Origin of the sequence: Pseudomonas sp. PAMC 26793 (genome assembly GCF_000313235.1) — a bacterium.
In the GTDB taxonomy this organism is placed as follows: Bacteria; Pseudomonadota; Gammaproteobacteria; order Pseudomonadales; family Pseudomonadaceae; genus Aquipseudomonas; species Aquipseudomonas yamanorum.
In genome coordinates, this window is record NZ_AMXG01000038.1 from 177,353 (window position 1) to 193,634 (window position 16,282).

General features: G+C 60.0%; 15 protein-coding genes and 1 tRNA gene. 4 read left to right on the forward strand and 12 right to left on the reverse strand.

Annotated features, from left to right (window positions below; genetic code table 11):
• Positions 1-26 precede the first annotated feature (26 nt).
• The 3 genes from D109_RS0118315 to D109_RS0118325 form a co-directional block, all read right to left on the reverse strand.
• Positions 27-722 (reverse strand): ABC transporter permease, encoded by a 696-nt coding sequence (locus D109_RS0118315; protein WP_010169038.1) that lies wholly within the window; start codon positions 720-722, stop codon positions 27-29.
• Between the two features lie 73 nt (positions 723-795).
• Positions 796-1,548, reverse strand: a complete 753-nt coding sequence (locus tag D109_RS0118320) for an ABC transporter substrate-binding protein (protein WP_017478154.1) — start codon at positions 1,546-1,548, stop codon at positions 796-798.
• 13 nt (positions 1,549-1,561) lie between these two features.
• Positions 1,562-2,335 (reverse strand): ABC transporter ATP-binding protein, encoded by a 774-nt coding sequence (locus D109_RS0118325; protein ID WP_017478155.1) that lies wholly within the window; start codon positions 2,333-2,335, stop codon positions 1,562-1,564.
• 554 nt (positions 2,336-2,889) lie between these two features.
• On the opposite strand from D109_RS0118325, the gene gabP reads away from it, so the two are divergent.
• Positions 2,890-4,281: a GABA permease gene (gabP, locus tag D109_RS0118330; protein ID WP_017478156.1), complete on the forward strand. Its 1,392-nt coding sequence runs from the start codon at positions 2,890-2,892 to the stop codon at positions 4,279-4,281.
• A 135-nt stretch (positions 4,282-4,416) separates the two neighbouring features.
• Here gabP and D109_RS0118335 read toward each other — a convergent pair whose 3' ends face one another.
• Both D109_RS0118335 and D109_RS0118340 read right to left on the reverse strand, forming a co-directional pair.
• Complete coding sequence (locus D109_RS0118335; RefSeq protein WP_017478157.1) at positions 4,417-4,830, reverse strand: hypothetical protein; 414 nt, start codon at positions 4,828-4,830, stop codon at positions 4,417-4,419.
• Between the two features lie 73 nt (positions 4,831-4,903).
• Positions 4,904-5,824, reverse strand: coding sequence for an alpha/beta fold hydrolase (locus D109_RS0118340; protein ID WP_017478158.1), 921 nt, complete (start codon positions 5,822-5,824; stop codon positions 4,904-4,906).
• A gap of 172 nt (positions 5,825-5,996) precedes the next feature.
• Between D109_RS0118340 and D109_RS0118345 the strand changes: the two genes are divergently transcribed.
• Both D109_RS0118345 and D109_RS0118350 read left to right on the forward strand, forming a co-directional pair.
• A complete protein-coding gene (locus D109_RS0118345) occupies positions 5,997-6,962 on the forward strand; it encodes an arsenic resistance protein (RefSeq protein WP_017478159.1) in 966 nt (321 codons plus the stop codon).
• Between the two features lie 87 nt (positions 6,963-7,049).
• Complete coding sequence (locus tag D109_RS0118350; RefSeq protein WP_026078054.1) at positions 7,050-8,690, forward strand: glycosyltransferase family 39 protein; 1,641 nt, start codon at positions 7,050-7,052, stop codon at positions 8,688-8,690.
• 187 nt (positions 8,691-8,877) lie between these two features.
• Here D109_RS0118350 and D109_RS0118355 read toward each other — a convergent pair whose 3' ends face one another.
• From D109_RS0118355 to D109_RS0118385, 7 genes are all read right to left on the reverse strand, one after another.
• A complete protein-coding gene (locus D109_RS0118355) occupies positions 8,878-9,198 on the reverse strand; it encodes a hypothetical protein (protein WP_017478161.1) in 321 nt (106 codons plus the stop codon).
• 85 nt (positions 9,199-9,283) lie between these two features.
• Positions 9,284-9,583 carry a hypothetical protein gene (locus D109_RS0118360; RefSeq protein WP_017478162.1) on the reverse strand — a complete coding sequence of 100 codons (300 nt, stop codon included), beginning with the start codon at positions 9,581-9,583 and terminating at the stop codon, positions 9,284-9,286.
• 52 nt (positions 9,584-9,635) lie between these two features.
• Positions 9,636-10,256 (reverse strand): hypothetical protein, encoded by a 621-nt coding sequence (locus D109_RS0118365; protein ID WP_256219525.1) that lies wholly within the window; start codon positions 10,254-10,256, stop codon positions 9,636-9,638.
• A gap of 133 nt (positions 10,257-10,389) precedes the next feature.
• Positions 10,390-10,465: transfer RNA gene (locus tag D109_RS0118370), tRNA-Phe, on the reverse strand.
• A 103-nt stretch (positions 10,466-10,568) separates the two neighbouring features.
• The gene (locus D109_RS0118375; RefSeq protein ID WP_017478164.1) at positions 10,569-10,841 is read right to left on the reverse strand and encodes an oxidative damage protection protein; all 273 of its coding nucleotides are present in this window, start codon (positions 10,839-10,841) and stop codon (positions 10,569-10,571) included.
• Positions 10,838-11,905 carry an A/G-specific adenine glycosylase gene (gene mutY / locus D109_RS0118380; RefSeq protein WP_017478165.1) on the reverse strand — a complete coding sequence of 356 codons (1,068 nt, stop codon included), beginning with the start codon at positions 11,903-11,905 and terminating at the stop codon, positions 10,838-10,840. Before mutY ends, D109_RS0118375 begins: the two co-directional genes overlap by 4 nt.
• On the reverse strand, positions 11,902-14,118 hold the full coding sequence (locus D109_RS0118385; protein WP_017478166.1) for an AsmA family protein: 2,217 nt from the start codon (positions 14,116-14,118) through the stop codon (positions 11,902-11,904). The genes mutY and D109_RS0118385 overlap by 4 nt, the downstream gene beginning before the upstream one ends.
• Before the next feature lie 323 nt (positions 14,119-14,441).
• On the opposite strand from D109_RS0118385, the gene D109_RS0118390 reads away from it, so the two are divergent.
• On the forward strand, positions 14,442-16,103 hold the full coding sequence (locus tag D109_RS0118390; protein ID WP_017478167.1) for an OFA family MFS transporter: 1,662 nt from the start codon (positions 14,442-14,444) through the stop codon (positions 16,101-16,103).
• The last annotated feature ends 179 nt before the right edge of the window (positions 16,104-16,282 follow it).

The window sequence follows — 16,282 nt, forward strand, 5'->3', positions numbered from 1 at the left end:
ATGCGACAGCCAGCTGTAGTCGCCACTCATTGCGTGCTCCTCGCAAAGCCGCGCGCGGCACGTTTTTCCAGGAAGTGCATGCCGGTCATCGCCAGGACGGTGAGGCCCAGGTACATGAAGGCCGCGACCATGAAGAAGGTGAAGGGCTGCTTGGTGACGGTCACGCCGATCTGCGCGTGGCGCATGATTTCTTCCAGGCCGATCACCGAGACCAGCGCGGTGTCCTTCATCAAAATCATGAACAGGTTGCCCAGGCCGGGCAGGGCGATGCGCCACATCTGCGGCATGATCAACCGGGTGAAGATCCGGAACTTCGACAGGCCCAGCGCGACACCGGCTTCACGGTGACCTTTGGGAATGGCCAGGATCGCGCCGCGGAAGACTTCCGTGGCGTAGGCACCAAAGCACAGGCCCAGGGCAATAACGCCGGCGGCGAAGGCGCTGAGGGACAGGTCGGGGTTGCCGAAAAACTCCCCGAGGGAGCGCATCAGGTTGACCGTACCGAAGTAAATCAGCAGTACCCACAGCAGTTCCGGGATGCCGCGAACCAGGGTGGAGTAGGCGCCGCCAAGCCATTGCAGCGGCTTGTACGGGGAAGTCTTGGCCAGGGCACCGGCCAGGCCGAGCACCAGCCCGAGGCACAGGGCGGTGAGCGCCAGCTTGACGGTCATCAGCGCACCAGCGGCAAGCGCCGGGCCGAATCCGTAGAGGTCGAAATTCATGGTTTAGTCGTTTCGCAAGGCAAAGCTCAGGACCGGCGCACTCAAGCGAGCGCGCCGGGCAGGCCATTCAGGATCACTCGATACTGAAAGGGAAGTACTTGTCGTTGATCTTTTTGTAGGTGCCGTCGGCTTTGATTTCAGCCAGGGCTTTGTTCAAGCGCTCACGCAGTGGGTCGCCTTTACGTACGGCGATACCGATCTTGTCGCTCTCAACCACCGGGTCGCCCTTGAATTCGAAGGCGGAGCCGTCTTTGCTTTTCAGCCACTCGTACTGCACGTATTTGTCGGCGAGCATCCCGTCCAGGCGGCCGGAAGTCAGGTCGAGGTAGGCGTTTTCCTGAGTGTCGTAGAGCTTGGCGGTAGTGTCCGGCAGCTTGTCTTCCAGGTAGGTACCGGCCAGCGTCGCGCGCTGTGCACCGATGATCTTGCCCTTCAGGTAGTCCGCGTCGGTCTTGAAGTCCTTGGTGGCTTTAGGCGCGATGAACTGCAGCTTGTTGGAGTAGTACGGGTCGGTGAAGTCGACGGCCTGCTTGCGTTCATCGGTGATGGACAGCGAGGAGACCAGGAAGTCGAACTTCTTGGCGTTCAGGGCCGGGATGATGCCGTCCCAGTCCGAGACATACACTTCGCATTTCTCGACTTTCATCTTGGCGCACAGGGCGTCGCCGATATCTTTGTCGAAGCCGACGACGTTGCCGCTGGCATCTTTATTGTTGAACGGCGGGTAGGCCGCTTCGATCCCCATTTTCAAGGTCTCGGCCATCGCCGTGGCGCTGAACGCCATCGAAACGGCGGCAGCCAGGAGGAATTTTTTATAGTTCTGCATGCATGTTGCTCCGTTAGCGGTTGCTGGACATGAATTGTTTGCAGCGCGCCGAAAGTGGGTTTTCAAATACCTGCTGTGGCGATCCTTGCTCTTCGACCAGGCCCTGGTGCAGGAATACCACTTCACTGGACACCTGACGGGCGAAGCCCATTTCATGGGTGACCAGCAGCATGGTGCGGCCTTCTTCGGCCAGGGCGCGGATCACATTAAGTACTTCCTGAACCATTTCCGGGTCAAGGGCCGATGTCGGCTCGTCGAACAGGATGACTTTGGGCTGCATGGCCAGGGTGCGGGCGATCGCGGCGCGTTGCTGCTGGCCGCCGGACAACTGCGCGGGGTAGGCATGGCGCTTGTCACTGATGCCGACCTTGGCCAGCAAGGCTTCGGCGATTTCGATGGCTTCGGCCTTGCTCTGGCCGAGCACGCGGCGCGGGGCCTCGATGATGTTGTCGAGGACGCTCATGTGCGGCCACAGGTTAAAGTTTTGAAACACAAAACCGATTTCGCTGCGCAGGCGGTTGATCTGTTTGCCGTCGGCGGCCACCAGCTCACCGTTTTTCGCGGCCTTGAGCTTGAGCTCTTCGCCAGCCACCAGGATTTGCCCCTGATGTGGGTTTTCCAGGAGGTTGATGCAGCGCAGGAACGTGGACTTGCCGGAACCGGAGGAACCCAGGATCGAGATCACATCGCCGTCGCGGGCGGTCAGCGAGATACCTTTAAGCACCTCAAGCTCACCATAGCGTTTATGCAAGTTGCGGATTTCAAGCGCGGGCGTGGCCTCAGCCATGTGCGGTCCTCATTGTGTTCATTGCGCTCCTGCTGTTGGCCCGCCTTCCTGGCGAGGCGCCAAGCTAGCATAGCGTTTGGATGACAGCCAACAGCCCTGCAGGCGGTAAACAGACGGTCTGCGGCAGGGTGTCGCATCGGCACAGCAGTGTGTCGCGCCATCAACAACCGAACAGCCGTTTGAACCCGGATGCCTACAGGCTTCGCGTAAAAAAGGGCGCGATGGTGCCAGCTTTGGCCGGGTGTTGGAAGGGTTAAACCGGCGAACGGTCCTTATCAGCCCTTTAATGGGGCGTCACGCACAATTTGTGTGTGTTTTTGGTGCGCCTGTTCGTACTTCAAGTGGGTCGCACAGTAACGCTATAGCTGAATGCCATTAGCGTCAGTGACTTACGAGAGCTGTTGAGTTTCCCTACAGGCCGCGTCAATCGCGGATCTGTAACATTTTGGCGCAAATCTTGCGTAAAAAATAAAGAACGCCCCGTTGGTTTCTTTTCACGAGAAAGACGTCAGGCCGGGTGGACCGTATTCGCAATTCCTCGTAAAGGTGTGTCAATGAGTAGTACGCAAAGCTCCAATGACCTCGAACAGGGGCTCAAACCGCGTCACGTCACCATGCTGTCGATTGCCGGCGTTATCGGTGCCGGGTTGTTTGTCGGCTCCGGCCACGCGATTGCGGCAGCAGGCCCGGCCGTGCTGTTGGCTTATGCCGCCGCCGGTACGCTGGTGGTGTTGGTCATGCGCATGCTGGCCGAGATGGCCGTGGCATCGCCGGACACGGGTTCGTTCTCGACTTATGCCGACCGTGCGATTGGTCACTGGGCCGGTTTCACCATCGGCTGGCTGTACTGGTGGTTCTGGGTGCTGGTGATTCCGCTGGAAGCCAACGCCGCCGCGACCATCCTCCACGCCTGGTTCCCCAACGTGGCGATCTGGGCCTTCACCCTGATCATCACCTTGTTGCTGACCGCGACCAACCTGTTCAGCGTGAAGAACTACGGCGAGTTCGAGTTCTGGTTTGCGTTGATCAAAGTGGTGGCGATCATTGGCTTTGTGATCCTCGGCATCCTGGCGATCTTCGGCTTCCTGCCGGGCAGCCAGGTCAGCGGCGTTTCGCACCTGTTCGACACCCAAGGCTTCCTGCCTAACGGCATGGGCGCGGTGTTGGCAGCGATCCTGACCACCATGTTCTCGTTCATGGGCACCGAGATCGTGACCATCGCGGCCGCTGAATCGAAGAACCCTGGCCAGCAGATTTCCAAGGCCACCAACTCGGTGATCTGGCGGATTGGCTTGTTCTACCTGGTGTCGATCTTCATCGTGGTGGCCCTGGTGCCATGGAATGATCCTGCGCTGGCAGCGGTCGGTTCCTACCAGACGGTGCTGGAACGCATGGGCATCCCGAATGCCAAGCTGATCGTTGACCTGGTGGTGTTGGTGGCCGTGACCAGCTGCCTGAACTCGGCGCTGTACACCGCTTCACGCATGATGTTCTCCCTGGGCCGTCGCGGTGATGCACCGGCGGTGTCCAAGGTCACCAACAAGAGCGGCACGCCTTACTGGGCAGTGTTGCTGTCTACCGGCGCGGCGTTCCTGGCGGTGTTCGCCAACTACGTGGCCCCGGCGGCGGTGTTTGAATTCCTGCTGGCCAGCTCCGGCGCCATCGCGCTGCTGGTGTACCTGGTGATCGCGGTGTCGCAACTGCGCATGCGCCAGAAGCGCACGGAAGCGGGCGAGAAAATTGCCTTCAAGATGTGGCTGTTCCCGGGCCTGACGTATGCGGTGATCGTGTTCATCGTGGGCGTGTTGACGATCATGCTGTTCCAGGAAGCGCATCGGGTGGAGATCATGGCCACCGGTATTCTGAGCTTGCTGGTGATTGCGGCGGGGCTGATTGTGTCGCGTCGGCGCAAGGGCCGGACGGTTGGGGCTGCGGTGCTTAACTGACGGAATGCTTTCGTCGGAATACCGTTGATCAAATGTGGGAGCGGGCTTGCTCGCGAAGGCAGTGTGTCAGTCAGCTCAAATGTCGACTGATCCACCGCATTCGCGAGCAAGCCCGCTCCCACATTTCGTTTTGTATCAGTCTTCGGAGCTAACCAGCGCCTGTGACGCCGCAACGTAATCGGCCTGGAACTCCGGCGATTCAATCCACGCCAGCGCTGCCGCTTCATCCTCGGTATCCGTGGCCCACTGGCGATACTCGATCAGTGCCGCGAGGATAAAGTCGGTCGCTTCCTCTTCACCTTCCTGCTCCAGCACCACCGCCAACAGCGGGTGCGCCAGGAACACCGCACACAGTGCCTGTTGGCTGGTTTCGCCAGCGGTGCGCATCTCCAGGAACAGCTCGGTCAAATCCACCGATTCAAGATCAATACGGTTGTCATCGCCGGCAAAGGCATCCGGCTTGGTAGCGACGGCGCGCTGGGTGCGGTTCTGCTTGGCCTTGGCTTTTGCCCGGTGGGCGCGTTTTTGCTGTTTGTTCGGCGAAGCCATGGGCTCACGTCCTTGGTGTCAGGATCTGGGAATGGGGTATTGAAGCGCAGGTCTGGGGAAATCCCAAGGCTTTCTAGGTGCGATCCGTCACTTGGCGCCCCGGAGTGCCTTGGGCCAGCTCTCCCCGCTGTAGCCATGCCAACGCAATCGGCCACAACCGATCCTGATATTGGCTGCGAAAGAACGCGAAATGTCCGACCTCTTTTTCGCCGACATCTTCAGGTGCGATCCGCAGATGCGTGCGCTCGCTGCCTTTGAAATAACCCAGCAGGCGCTCGATTGCCGCCACCGTGCCAAACGGATCATCGGTAATGCTGATGGCCAATACCTGTGCTTTCACCCGGGAAAACGGCAACTCACCCAAGGCTCGCCCGCTCGGGCGCTGTTCATAACCCGGCGTCGGCGTGCTCCAGTCGCGTACCACACCCGCCGGCGTATCCTCGAGCCAGCCCATGCGCTTGCCCGGGAAGTAGCCAAAAACCGCAGTCACCAATGGCATCACCACATGCCATTTGGCAAACATCCGCCAGCGCCCGCTCGCCTCGTAGTCGCGCCAGTAGGCAAACTGCGCGCCTACCGTTACCAGGCGCCGAATCACTGCGCCGGACGCCGCGAGCCCCGCCGCACATCCGCCAAAACTGTGCCCGACCACATCAATCGGCTGGCCGGCAAACTCCCGCTGTGCCCGCAGCAGAATCGCTTCAAAGTCCAGCACGCCCCAATCCGACCACGAGGCCTTGAACCCCTTCAGCGAGCCGCTGCGGGATTCGCCGATGCCGCGGTAGTCGTAGGTGATGACGTCGAAGCCATTGGCAAACAGGTAATCGGCAAACCGTGAGTAGTGGCGGCAGCGCACAGAGGTAGCGGCGTTGATGATGACGACCGGGCGTTCAAAGTCTGTGCGCGGATGGCGCCACGTGAAGCCGCCGATGGAATGCCCATCGGCTGTGGGCTCGCGGAATGCTTCGGCTTGAGGTCGGATTGGCAGGTTCATGAGCAGGCTCGATCATTGCGCTTTCGATGGGGTGTCAAAGGCCCGTGCGCAGTTTTATAAGAAGTCGAAACTAACAAATTTCCGCTACGAACACCCCGGGGATTTTTCTGAGGCTCGACCTGAGCGGTACAGATGCCTAGGCTTAGACCCTTTCGCCCACCAGAGCCGGCCCATGACCCGCGACACCCTCGAAAAAAACCAGATCCCGATCTACTTCGCCAGCGTGCTGCTGGCTGCCGTTATCGGCCTGTTGGCGCCATCCATGGCCCAAGGCCTGGGCACCCTGGTGACACCTGCCATCGCCGTGTTGATGTATGCGATGTTCCTGCAGATCCCGTTTCTGCACCTGCGCCAGGGCCTGGGCAACAAACGCTTTATGGTCGCGTTGCTGTTGGCCAACTTCATCCTGATCCCGCTGCTGGTGTTGGCGTTGACCCGTGGCCTGGTGGAACACCCGGCGATTCTGATCGGCGCGTTGCTGGTGCTGCTGACGCCATGCATCGACTACGTCGTGGTGTTCACCCACATCGGCAAGGGTGACTCGCGGTTGATGCTGGCCGCGACCCCGGTCCTGTTGCTGCTCCAGCTGCTGCTGTTGCCGGTGTACCTTGGGTTGATCCTGGGCGCGCAGTCGCAGGTGGTGGTGGCGGTGGGGCCCTTTGTCGAGGCCTTCCTGCTGCTGATCGTTGCACCCATGATTCTGGCAGTGCTGACGACTTCCCTGTCCCGGCGATCCACGGTCATCGGTGCGTGGAACGATGCCTGGGCCTGGTTACCCGTACCCGCCATGGCGCTGGTGCTGATGGTGGTGATCGGTTCGCAGATCACCGCAGTGGTCCGCGATATCGGCCTGCTGGCGCCGGTGATCCCGGTGTATATCGGCTTCCTGTTACTGGCCCCGGTAATGGGCGCGCTGGCTGCGCGCCTGTTCAAGCTACCGTCGATTACTGCGCGGGCGGTGACCTTCAGCGCATCCACACGCAATTCCCTGGTGGTACTGCCGTTGGCGCTGGCGTTGCCTGAAGACATCCGCGCGCTTGCCGCCGCTGCAGTGATCACGCAAACCCTGGTGGAACTGGTGGGAGAGCTACTCTATATCCGGCTGATTCCGCTGCTGATCTGGCCCGCTCGTCGTTAGGCGGATGAATGTTTGATTCCGTTCAGGGGGCATTCAGGGTGGGGTTCGGCAACATGGACCGGTTTACCCCACCTGACAGGCTGAATAATGGATCAACACAATCGCTTTCGAATGGAATCGCTGGGCATTTTCGTTATCGCCTTGCTGCTGTTTACCCTGGGCATCTGGGACCAGCAGCCACAAGGCTTCGACGGCCGCTGGGCCGTGTTCATGCAAGAGATGTTTCGCCACGGCGCGAGCCTGTTTCCTACCACCTACGGTGAGCCTTACCCGGACTACCCGGGCACCGCGACCTACCTCAGTTACCTCTTTGCCCGCTTGTTCGGCGCGCCCAACGACCTGGCTAACGTGATGCCCACTGCCTTGGCGTCTGCCGGGGTCATGGCGCTGATCTACCGCTTGCTGGTGCCGTCCGGCCGGGCGTGGGCGCTGCTGACGGTGCTGCTCACCGCACTGACCGCCCAGCTGCTGGAGAAGTCGCGCTCGGTATGCCTGGACCAGATGGTCTCGTTGCTATGCCTCGGTGCTTTCTACCTGTTGCATACCGGCGAGCGCATGGGTTCGAGGCTGCGCCAATATGCGGTCTTTCCGTTGTTCGTGGTGGCGTTTGCCATTCGCGGGCCGCTGGGGCTGATCGAGGTGTGCGGGGTAGTGTGTGTCTACTGGGCGCTGAGCCCCGCTCGTACTCGGCAAGAGCGAATTGGCGTGCTGAAAAAGGTCATTGCCCATGGCGTGATCGGCCTGATCCTGCTGGCCGGCTGTTGGTGGTTGCTATTGAAGCTGGCGCGGATCAGTGGTGGCGATGCTTTTGTCGATGATGTGCTCAGGATGCAGTTTGCCGGGCGCCTCGACGAAACCGGCGAGGCGTTTTACTTCTATCTGAAGTTGAGCCTGTACCGCTATTTCCCGGTGGTGCCGCTGGCACTGGCAACGATGATTGCCCTGCGCCACAAATGGTCGATGCGTAACGAAGATGCCGACGTGCAACTGATGGTGCGCCTGGCCGCCTGCGGCCTGATGATTTTGGTGGGCTTGTCCATCCCGCACTTCAAGCGCGCCTATTACATCGTGCCGATGGTCCCGATGTTTGCTGCGGTAGCCGCCTATGGCCTGCTCCAGGCCCAAGGCTGGCTGCTTGGGGTGCGTCGTGGCTATGAGTGGCTGGTGGCTGTGTTGCCGGTGCTGGGCATCGTGGTGGTGTTCGTCTGTCGGCACCTGTGGCAAAAGCACGGTTACTGGCCGGACGTTTCAGTGCCGGCGTTGGTGGGTGTGCTGATTGTGTTGCAACTGGCAGCGGTGATTGCCTGGCGCCGTTTGCAGGTCAGTCTCGGCCAGCGTTTGGTGGTGCTCAGCCTGATTGCACTGGTCACCCAATGGCTGGTGCTCGTCGTGGTGGTGGAGCCGGCCAAGGACTTGCAATACGACACCAAGAACTTCGTTGGTGCGGTAGAGAAGCTGCGTGCCGATACGCCGGGGACCCTGGTGTTTGTGGATCTGGCCAAGGACACCTGGGCGATTCGCTACATCATGAACCTGGATCACGACGAGAAGCCGTTGTTCATTGGGCGCAACGAACCGTTGCTGGTGGACACGCTGCCGCGCCCCGCCTGGGTGATTGTGGAGCGCAAGCAAACCGCATTGCTGAGCGGCACGCCGCTGGAGCATATGGCGCCTGTGTTCAATGGGCGGTTGAATGACAACCCATTATTGGTGTTCCTGGTGAAGTAACCCGTGGTCCTGATCGCCGCCTGGATGACCGGCTGGCCTGATTAACGCGCTTTGCAGCCTGCCGGCCAGGCTTTGGTGCTTTCGTGGTGATCGACATCACGTCGCAGCCACACGGCATAAAAAAACCTGCACGGGGCAGGTTTTTTTGCAGGCGATGTTTTTGGCTGCGGTGACAGGCAGCCATCGATCACGCCGCTTCCAGCATCGGGATCTGCATGCCGATTTTTGCCGAGGCAAAGTTGATGTCGCCACTGGCAATCGACTGTGCCTTGAAGCCTTGGCCGATCAAGTCCTTTATGTAGAACTTGTTGTAGATGAACGCAAACACGATGTTGCTGAAGCCCATCGTGATTATCGCGATCACGAATTGAAGCAGGCCGTATTTGAGGTCGCCGCGGAACAGTGCCGGGAAGCAACCGAAAAAGAACGTCGTCCACGAAAATCCGACAGGTGCTTCCTTCATCGAGCCCGTGTTCGGGTTTTTGAAAATGATCGATGTGTATGCCATTTACTTCTCCATATGCCCTGAGGGGTAGCAGTGCGCCGGGCTGTCGCAATACCGGGTAGTGCAACCGGGGGCGTGTTTATCGGTGTTAATCGACGACTTCCCAGATGATGTTGTCGTCATCGACCATCACTTTGAGGATCAGGCTTTCCTCGCCATCGGGGCCGTCGACCTCAAGAAGCCCGCGGTATTTGTTTTCTCCGCGTTTGATCAGCGTCAGCTCCTTGATCTTGTTCTCGCCAGGCGAAGTGGATTTATCCCACTCTTCCTGAATGCTCTCCCTGACCTCTTGGGCAAGTTCTTCATTGGCGGCATGAGCGGTGCCGAGGCAGAGCAGGGACGCAGAGAGTGCCAATGCGGCTTTGAGACTTCCTGTTGTGCGGATCATCCGGGTGTCCTTGATTGGGCGTGCCGGGCGCTGTCCTGCGCCCGTTCAGGGGTCAAGCCTGCTGGGGGTGGCCGCGCAGAATGTTTTGCTTTCTTTGCTCTTCAGGCAGGTCGTTGATGCAGTAGTTGATGTAGTAGACGCTCAGGAAGAAGGTGTAGAAGCTGTTCATTCTCAGGTCGATCTGGAATTCGTTCAGCGCATATTCCGACAATGCTTTCCTGGCTTTGAATGCCCAGACGACGTACAACGCGCCGCCTGCCAGGGAAAGAATGAGGCCCACCAGATCGAGGGACGAGCCGGTCTTGGTAAAGGCGCCGCTCAAGCCAATGCATACCGCCAGCCAGATGATGTAGGTGTTGTCGACCAGGCGAATTTTTGTGGTTTCGCTGATGATCAGGTTGCTTCTGTACACCCACAGCAGAAGGTACAGCCCGGCCGTTGCGATGGTGAGCAACACCATGTTCACGGTTTTAGTGTCGATTTTGTCTTTTAGATCGTTGATGGTGGGCATAACTCTTCCGTGTCGATTGACGTCGAGGGCTTTGGGAACTGGCAGGGGAGGCGCAAACGCGTAGACCTGTTTGGGTTTGCAAATACCAAAGGTCGGCGGGGGGTACGGGAGGGGTGCATCCTTCGGGTATCGCTCGCCTGCCATGGCATTCGCCTGAATCATATCATAGTGCCATTATTTTGCGGCACTGCAGGTCGGCTTGATCTTGTGTGTGCTGGGTGCACGGGGAAGCACTAAATCGCAGGCAATAAAAAACCCCAAGGAATCATCTTCGCTTGGGGTTTTTCGGTATTAGTGGTGCCCAGAGACGGAATCGAACCGCCGACACGGGGATTTTCAATCCCCTGCTCTACCGACTGAGCTATCTGGGCAACGGGGCGCATTAAACGGGTTTTTCAGGGGGTCGTCAAGCAAGTTTTCAAAAAATATTTAATTATTACCGTCGCTTACGGGCCAACCCCCACATTTGATCAATTATTCAGCCGGTGGCACGTAGCCGTCGGCCTTGGCGTAATCTTCGCCGGAAAAAAACTTGTCCATCTCGCCCTGCAGGTATTTGCGGTCTTCGGCGTTCATCATGTTCAGGCGTTTTTCGTTGATCAGCAGGGTCTGGTGCTTTTGCCAGTCAGCCCAGGCCTTGGCGGAGACGTGATCGAAGATGTCCTGGCCCTTGGCGCCTGGGAACGGGGCGCGTTCCAGGGCGGGCAATTCTTCGTGGTACTTGCGGCAGATGATGGTGCGGGTCATGACGGAACTCCTGCGTTCAATACTTCAGCCGCGCGCTTCAGCAGTTTCTTTACCGGAGCGGCAAGGCCCAGGCGCGGCGGGGTGGCGAGGTTATACCAGAGCCAGTCAGCCTCGGCCACGTGATGGGCAGACTCCTGGACCTGGACCAGCCAGGGTTCGATAGCCAGTTGGAAGTGGCTGAAGGTGTGAATCAGGCTTGGCAGCTCTTGTTGCTCCCCCAGCGCTAGCGAGTGCTGGTTGGCCAGGTGTTCCAGGTCTGCCAAGTCATCCAGCTCCGGCAAGCTCCACAAGCCGCCCCACAGGCCCGTGGAAGGGCGGCGGTAAAGCAGAATCGCGCCCTCGCCATTGGCCAGCAACGGCATCAGCGTGCGCTTCTGGGGCACGGTCTTGCGTGGCTTGGGGATCGGGTAGCGGGTTTCCAGCCCGAGCATGTGGGCTTCGCAGCCCTTTTCCAGCGGGCATAGCAGGCAACTGGGTTTGCTGCGGGTGCACAGGGTGGCGCCCATGTCCATCATCGCCTGGGTGTAGGCGTTGACGCGGTCGTGGGGCGTAAAGCGCTCTGCGGTGGCCCACAGCTGCTTGGCGACCTTCGGCTCGCCCGGGTAACCCTCTTGCGCGGTAAAGCGCGCCAGCACGCGTTTGACGTTGCCATCGAGGATCGGCGCCCGCAGGCCCATGCTCAGGCTGGCAATTGCGCCAGCGGTGGACAGGCCAATGCCCGGCAACTCGGTGAGTTTTTCGACGTCACGGGGAAACTCGCCGCCGTATTCGGCCACGACGATCTTTGCGGTCTTTTGCAGGTTGCGCGCCCGGGTGTAGTAACCCAGCCCGGTCCACAGGTGCAGCACCTCGTCTTCCGGCGCGGCAGCCAGGGCTTGGACCGTCGGCAATGACGCCATGAACCGATCGAAGTAGTTCAGCACCGTGCTGACCTGAGTCTGCTGCAACATGATCTCCGAGACCCACACCCGGTAAGGCGTGATGCCCTGTTGCCAGGGCAGGTCGTGGCGACCGTGGCGGTCGTACCAGTCCAGCACCGCCGTTGAAAATTCCTCGTTTCTCATCGATTGAACAGGCCTTTCAAAGCGTCTTTCAACTGTGGATTGACCTTGTCGAGCTTCTGCTCAAGCTTCTCGCTGAGCTTGTTGCCCGCCGCCTTGATCGCGACCTGGCTCAAGCCGTCCTTGTCCAGGCGGCAAGCCTTGGCGCCCAGTTCCAGCGGGCCTCGGCAGCGCAACGGGACTTCGATGTTCTGGAAGTTGGAACCCACTTGGCAAGCCGGGTCCGGCACCTCGCGCTGGTCACCTTCGACGATGATGCCGACGCGGTAGTCCATGCCCAGCACACGCAGGTCGATGTCACCGTTACCGTTGACGGTCAGGCCCGGGATGCGCACTTTCAGGTCGGGGTTGCTGGCCACGCCGTTGCGGAAGGTCAGGTTGCCCTTGAGCTCCTGGAACGGGGTGTCCTTGCCGCGCTGGTCGCCGCTGAGGGTCTTGCGGTTGAGCAGGGCGATGCCGGTGCACAGCTGTTGCTCGATGTTGGCGTTGAGCAGCACGCCATTGTTGATCGCGAAGCTGGCGGTACCGTTGAGGCTGTCGATCAGGGCTTTCTGGCTATTGCCGCGGCTATTGAGGTTGCTGTCGAGGGTGAGCTGGCCCTTCACCGGCGGGTTTTGCCCCTGGGCTTGCAGGATGCGTTCGATCGGTACTTGCTTGATGCGGGTTTGCAGCGCCAGCAGCGGGATGTCCTGGCGCACGTCAAGGTTGCCGTTGGCCTGGAAGGTGCCGTTGTAGAGGCCGCCGCTCAAGGTGTCGAGCTTGAGCTGACCATCGAGGCCGGAGGCTTTCAGGGCGGCGTTCTGGATCGGCAGCTTGCTCAGGGTCAGTTGGCCGAAGGACAGGTCGGCGTTCACGTCCAGGGTACGCAGGCGGGTCAGTGGCAGCAGTTTGTCGCTGCTCCAGGCGGCTTTGGTCGGCGCATCCGGCAGTGGTGTGGTGCCACCGGCCGCCATGGCGCCGGCTTCGCTGTTCTGCACTTCAGCCTGGCGTGCGGCCGCAGCGCCTTTGGCGGCTTCGGACTTGGCCGGCAGGTAGTTGTCGGCGTTGAACGTGTCCGCCTTGAGCTGCACTCGCAGGGATTGCTTGGCGAAATCATCCACGGCGACGCGCCCGGTAAAGGTGCTGTCGTCGAGTTTCAGGTTGAGGTCTTCAAGCGCCAGGCTGGTCGGCGTGCCCTTGAGACGGCTGACCAGTTCGACCTTGCTCAGGCTGCCCGCGGCCATCGGTGGCAGCGGGTTGCCGACGCTGTCGAGGAACTTGGCCAGATCAAACTGGGCAATCGACAGGGCACCATTGAGCTGCGGAGTCTTGTCCAGGTCGTTGACCTTCAGCTCGCCCAGGGCGCGCAGTTGGTTCAGCGACAGCTTCATGTTGGTCCATTCGGCGACGTTGGCGGCAAGGTCCACCAGCAATTGGCCCTGGGTCGAAAAGGTCACGGTCTTGCCTTGCAGCGGCTCGCCCGTGGCTTCGCCACTGAGTCTCATGTCTTCGAACTGGTAACGCTGGAGGGCGCGTTGAATGCGCAGGTTGCCGTTCAACTCGGTCTTGACGCGCATCAGTGGCTGGTTGGTGCCGAGGAATGCGGTGAGTTTTAGTGGAATGCTTGCACCTTCGTGCACGGCGCCGGCGCTCAACTGGATGCTTTCGGCGCTGAACTGCTTGCCGGTCTGCTCATCGTTATATTCGACGCGGGCGTTGTTGATGGTCAGGCTGTCGATGTCCAGGCGGATCGGCTGCGGCGGTTTTTCAGGCTTGGGCGGCGTGGCCGCTTCGGTTACGGTGGGCGCACTGGCGGCGGTGGCCGGGTCCGGCAGATTCTTGCCGATGTCTTCCCAGTTGCCGTGGCCATGCACGTCTTTGTTCAGGCGCAGGTTCAGGCCTTCGACACGCACGTCGCTCATCTGCACTTCGCGGCGCAGCAGCGGCAACACGCGAACTGACAGGCCGAGCATCTGCAAATCGGCAAACGGTTGGGTCGGGTTGGTCAGGGTCGCAACGCTGGCCTCGTGCAGTTCCAGACCGAGCCAGGGGAACAGGCTCCAACCGATGTCGCCATTGAGCGTCAGCTCGATGTGGGCCTTGTCGCGGGCAATCTGGCGAATCTCGTCTTTGTAGTCGTTGGGATCGAAGAGATGGGTCAGGGCAAAGCCTAGAGCCACAATGATCAGCAACAGCCCGAGAAGTACCAGACCCAGGATTTTGCCGAACGCTTTCATGGGCGAGTCCTTGTATGTCGATTTAAAATTTAGCCGAAGAGTATAACGCCCGAAGGCTTACGTCAGTTCGCGGATAGTTACATTGTATCCACGGTCGGAAAAACGGGATTTTGGCGTCAAAAAAGACAGATAACCTGGAAAAGGTGATGGCAGTTTGGTTTTTCTGTCATCCACAGATGCTAATCTCTGCGTGTTCGTCCGCCTTCTGCGGCTAAACGTCGCGCCAAAATGGAGCTTTACTCAAAAAAACGGCCACGCTTTGCGTGCAAGGCCGAAGGAGAGAGCGCCCGACGGACACATACTAATAACTGGGGGAAACACCAATGAGCACTAGCACTGCGGCAGGTCATACTGCTGCACAGCCTGCGTTCCTGTCCAAGGAACGCATTATCGCCAAGCCCGGGTTCAACCGTTGGCTGGTACCACCGGCCGCCCTGGCCATCCACCTGTGTATCGGCATGGCCTACGGCTTCTCGGTGTTCTGGCTGCCGTTGTCCAAGGCGCTGGGTATCACCGCACCGGTCGCCTGCGCGCCGGACATGAGCTTTATCAGCCAGGTCTTCTCGTCGCAATGCGACTGGCCCATCTCCATGCTGGGCTGGATCTACACCCTGTTCTTCATCTTCCTGGGTTGCTCGGCAGCCATCTGGGGCGGCTGGCTGGAACATGCCGGGCCACGTAAAGCCGGTGTCGTGTCGGCCTTGTGCTGGTGCGGCGGTCTGCTGATCTCTGCGTTGGGGATCTATACCCACCAGATCTGGCTGATGTGGATCGGCTCCGGGGTCATTGGTGGTATCGGCCTGGGCCTGGGCTATATCTCTCCGGTGTCGACCCTGATCAAGTGGTTCCCGGACAAACGCGGCATGGCCACCGGCATGGCGATCATGGGCTTCGGCGGCGGCGCGATGGTGGGCGCCCCATTGGCAGCCGCGCTGATGGGCCACTTTGCCTCGCCGACCAGCGTTGGCGTATGGCAGAGCTTCGTGGTCATGGCCGCGATCTACTTCGTGTTCATGATCGGCGGTGCCTTGTCCTACCGCGTTCCGCCGACCGGCTGGAAGCCTGAGGGCTGGACTGCCCCGGCGAAAAAAGCCAGCAACGCGATGATCACCCACCGTCACGTGCACGTGAACGTGGCCTGGAAAACCCCGCAATTCCGCCTGGTGTGGCTGGTGCTGTGCCTGAACGTGTCTGCCGGTATCGGCATCCTCGGCATGGCTTCGCCGCTGCTGCAGGAAGTGTTCGGCGGCAAATTGCTGGGTAACGGCCTGACGTTTGGCCAACTGGATGCCGGTCAACTGGCTTCCATCGCGGCCATTGCGGCAGGCTTTACCGGCCTGTTGAGCCTGTTCAACATCGGTGGCCGGTTCTTCTGGGCATCGTTCTCCGACTACCTGGGCCGTAAAAACACCTACTTTGTGTTCTTCGCATTGGGCTTTGCCCTGTACGCGTTGATCCCGAACCTGGGTCATCTGGGCAACGTCGCGCTGTTCGTGGCGGCGTTCTGCATCATCCTGTCGATGTACGGCGGTGGTTTTGCGACCGTCCCGGCTTACCTGGCAGACCTGTTCGGTACGCAAATGGTGGGCGCGATCCATGGTCGTCTGCTGACGGCGTGGGCAGCGGCGGGCGTGTTGGGTCCGGTACTGGTGAACTACCTGCGTGAGTACCAGTTGAGCATCGGCGTTGAACGCGCTGCCGCCTACGACATCACCTTGTACATCCTCGCCGGCCTGCTGGTGCTGGGCTTTATCTGCAATCTGCTGGTACGGCCGGTGGCAGACAAGTACTTCATGACCGACGCGGAACTGGCGGCCGAACAGGCGCTGGGCCACGACAAGGGCGCCGATTCCAGCACCGTGCTGGAATGGAAAGCCTCATCCGGCAGCGTGCCATTGGCGGTTGCCGCCTGGCTGGTGGTGGGTATTCCGTTGGCGTGGGGCGTGTGGGTCACCCTGCAGAAAACCGCAGTATTGTTCCACTAATACCGCGTAACCCTTGTGGGAGCGGGCTTGTGTGGGAGCGGGCTTGCTCGCGAATGCGATGGACCAGTCAGCCCATGTTTGACTGACCCACCGCTTTCGCGAGCAAGCCCGCTCCCACACAAAGCTGCTCCCACGCTTGTACTGACATGTCTATCCTCGACACTCCATCAGTCTTATCC

What these genes read in the sequence shown, in the direction of transcription:
- D109_RS0118315 (WP_010169038.1), bottom strand. Translation starts at nt 722, where the DNA reads ATGAATTTCGACCTCTACGGATTCGGCCCGGCGCTTGCCGCTGGTGCG.
- D109_RS0118320 (WP_017478154.1), bottom strand. Translation starts at nt 1,548, where the DNA reads ATGCAGAACTATAAAAAATTCCTCCTGGCTGCCGCCGTTTCGATGGCG.
- D109_RS0118325 (WP_017478155.1), bottom strand. Translation starts at nt 2,335, where the DNA reads ATGGCTGAGGCCACGCCCGCGCTTGAAATCCGCAACTTGCATAAACGC.
- gabP (WP_017478156.1), top strand. Translation starts at nt 2,890, where the DNA reads ATGAGTAGTACGCAAAGCTCCAATGACCTCGAACAGGGGCTCAAACCG.
- D109_RS0118335 (WP_017478157.1), bottom strand. Translation starts at nt 4,830, where the DNA reads ATGGCTTCGCCGAACAAACAGCAAAAACGCGCCCACCGGGCAAAAGCC.
- D109_RS0118340 (WP_017478158.1), bottom strand. Translation starts at nt 5,824, where the DNA reads ATGAACCTGCCAATCCGACCTCAAGCCGAAGCATTCCGCGAGCCCACA.
- D109_RS0118345 (WP_017478159.1), top strand. Translation starts at nt 5,997, where the DNA reads ATGACCCGCGACACCCTCGAAAAAAACCAGATCCCGATCTACTTCGCC.
- D109_RS0118350 (WP_026078054.1), top strand. Translation starts at nt 7,050, where the DNA reads ATGGATCAACACAATCGCTTTCGAATGGAATCGCTGGGCATTTTCGTT.
- D109_RS0118355 (WP_017478161.1), bottom strand. Translation starts at nt 9,198, where the DNA reads ATGGCATACACATCGATCATTTTCAAAAACCCGAACACGGGCTCGATG.
- D109_RS0118360 (WP_017478162.1), bottom strand. Translation starts at nt 9,583, where the DNA reads ATGATCCGCACAACAGGAAGTCTCAAAGCCGCATTGGCACTCTCTGCG.
- D109_RS0118365 (WP_256219525.1), bottom strand. Translation starts at nt 10,256, where the DNA reads ATGATTCAGGCGAATGCCATGGCAGGCGAGCGATACCCGAAGGATGCA.
- D109_RS0118375 (WP_017478164.1), bottom strand. Translation starts at nt 10,841, where the DNA reads ATGACCCGCACCATCATCTGCCGCAAGTACCACGAAGAATTGCCCGCC.
- mutY (WP_017478165.1), bottom strand. Translation starts at nt 11,905, where the DNA reads ATGAGAAACGAGGAATTTTCAACGGCGGTGCTGGACTGGTACGACCGC.
- D109_RS0118385 (WP_017478166.1), bottom strand. Translation starts at nt 14,118, where the DNA reads ATGAAAGCGTTCGGCAAAATCCTGGGTCTGGTACTTCTCGGGCTGTTG.
- D109_RS0118390 (WP_017478167.1), top strand. Translation starts at nt 14,442, where the DNA reads ATGAGCACTAGCACTGCGGCAGGTCATACTGCTGCACAGCCTGCGTTC.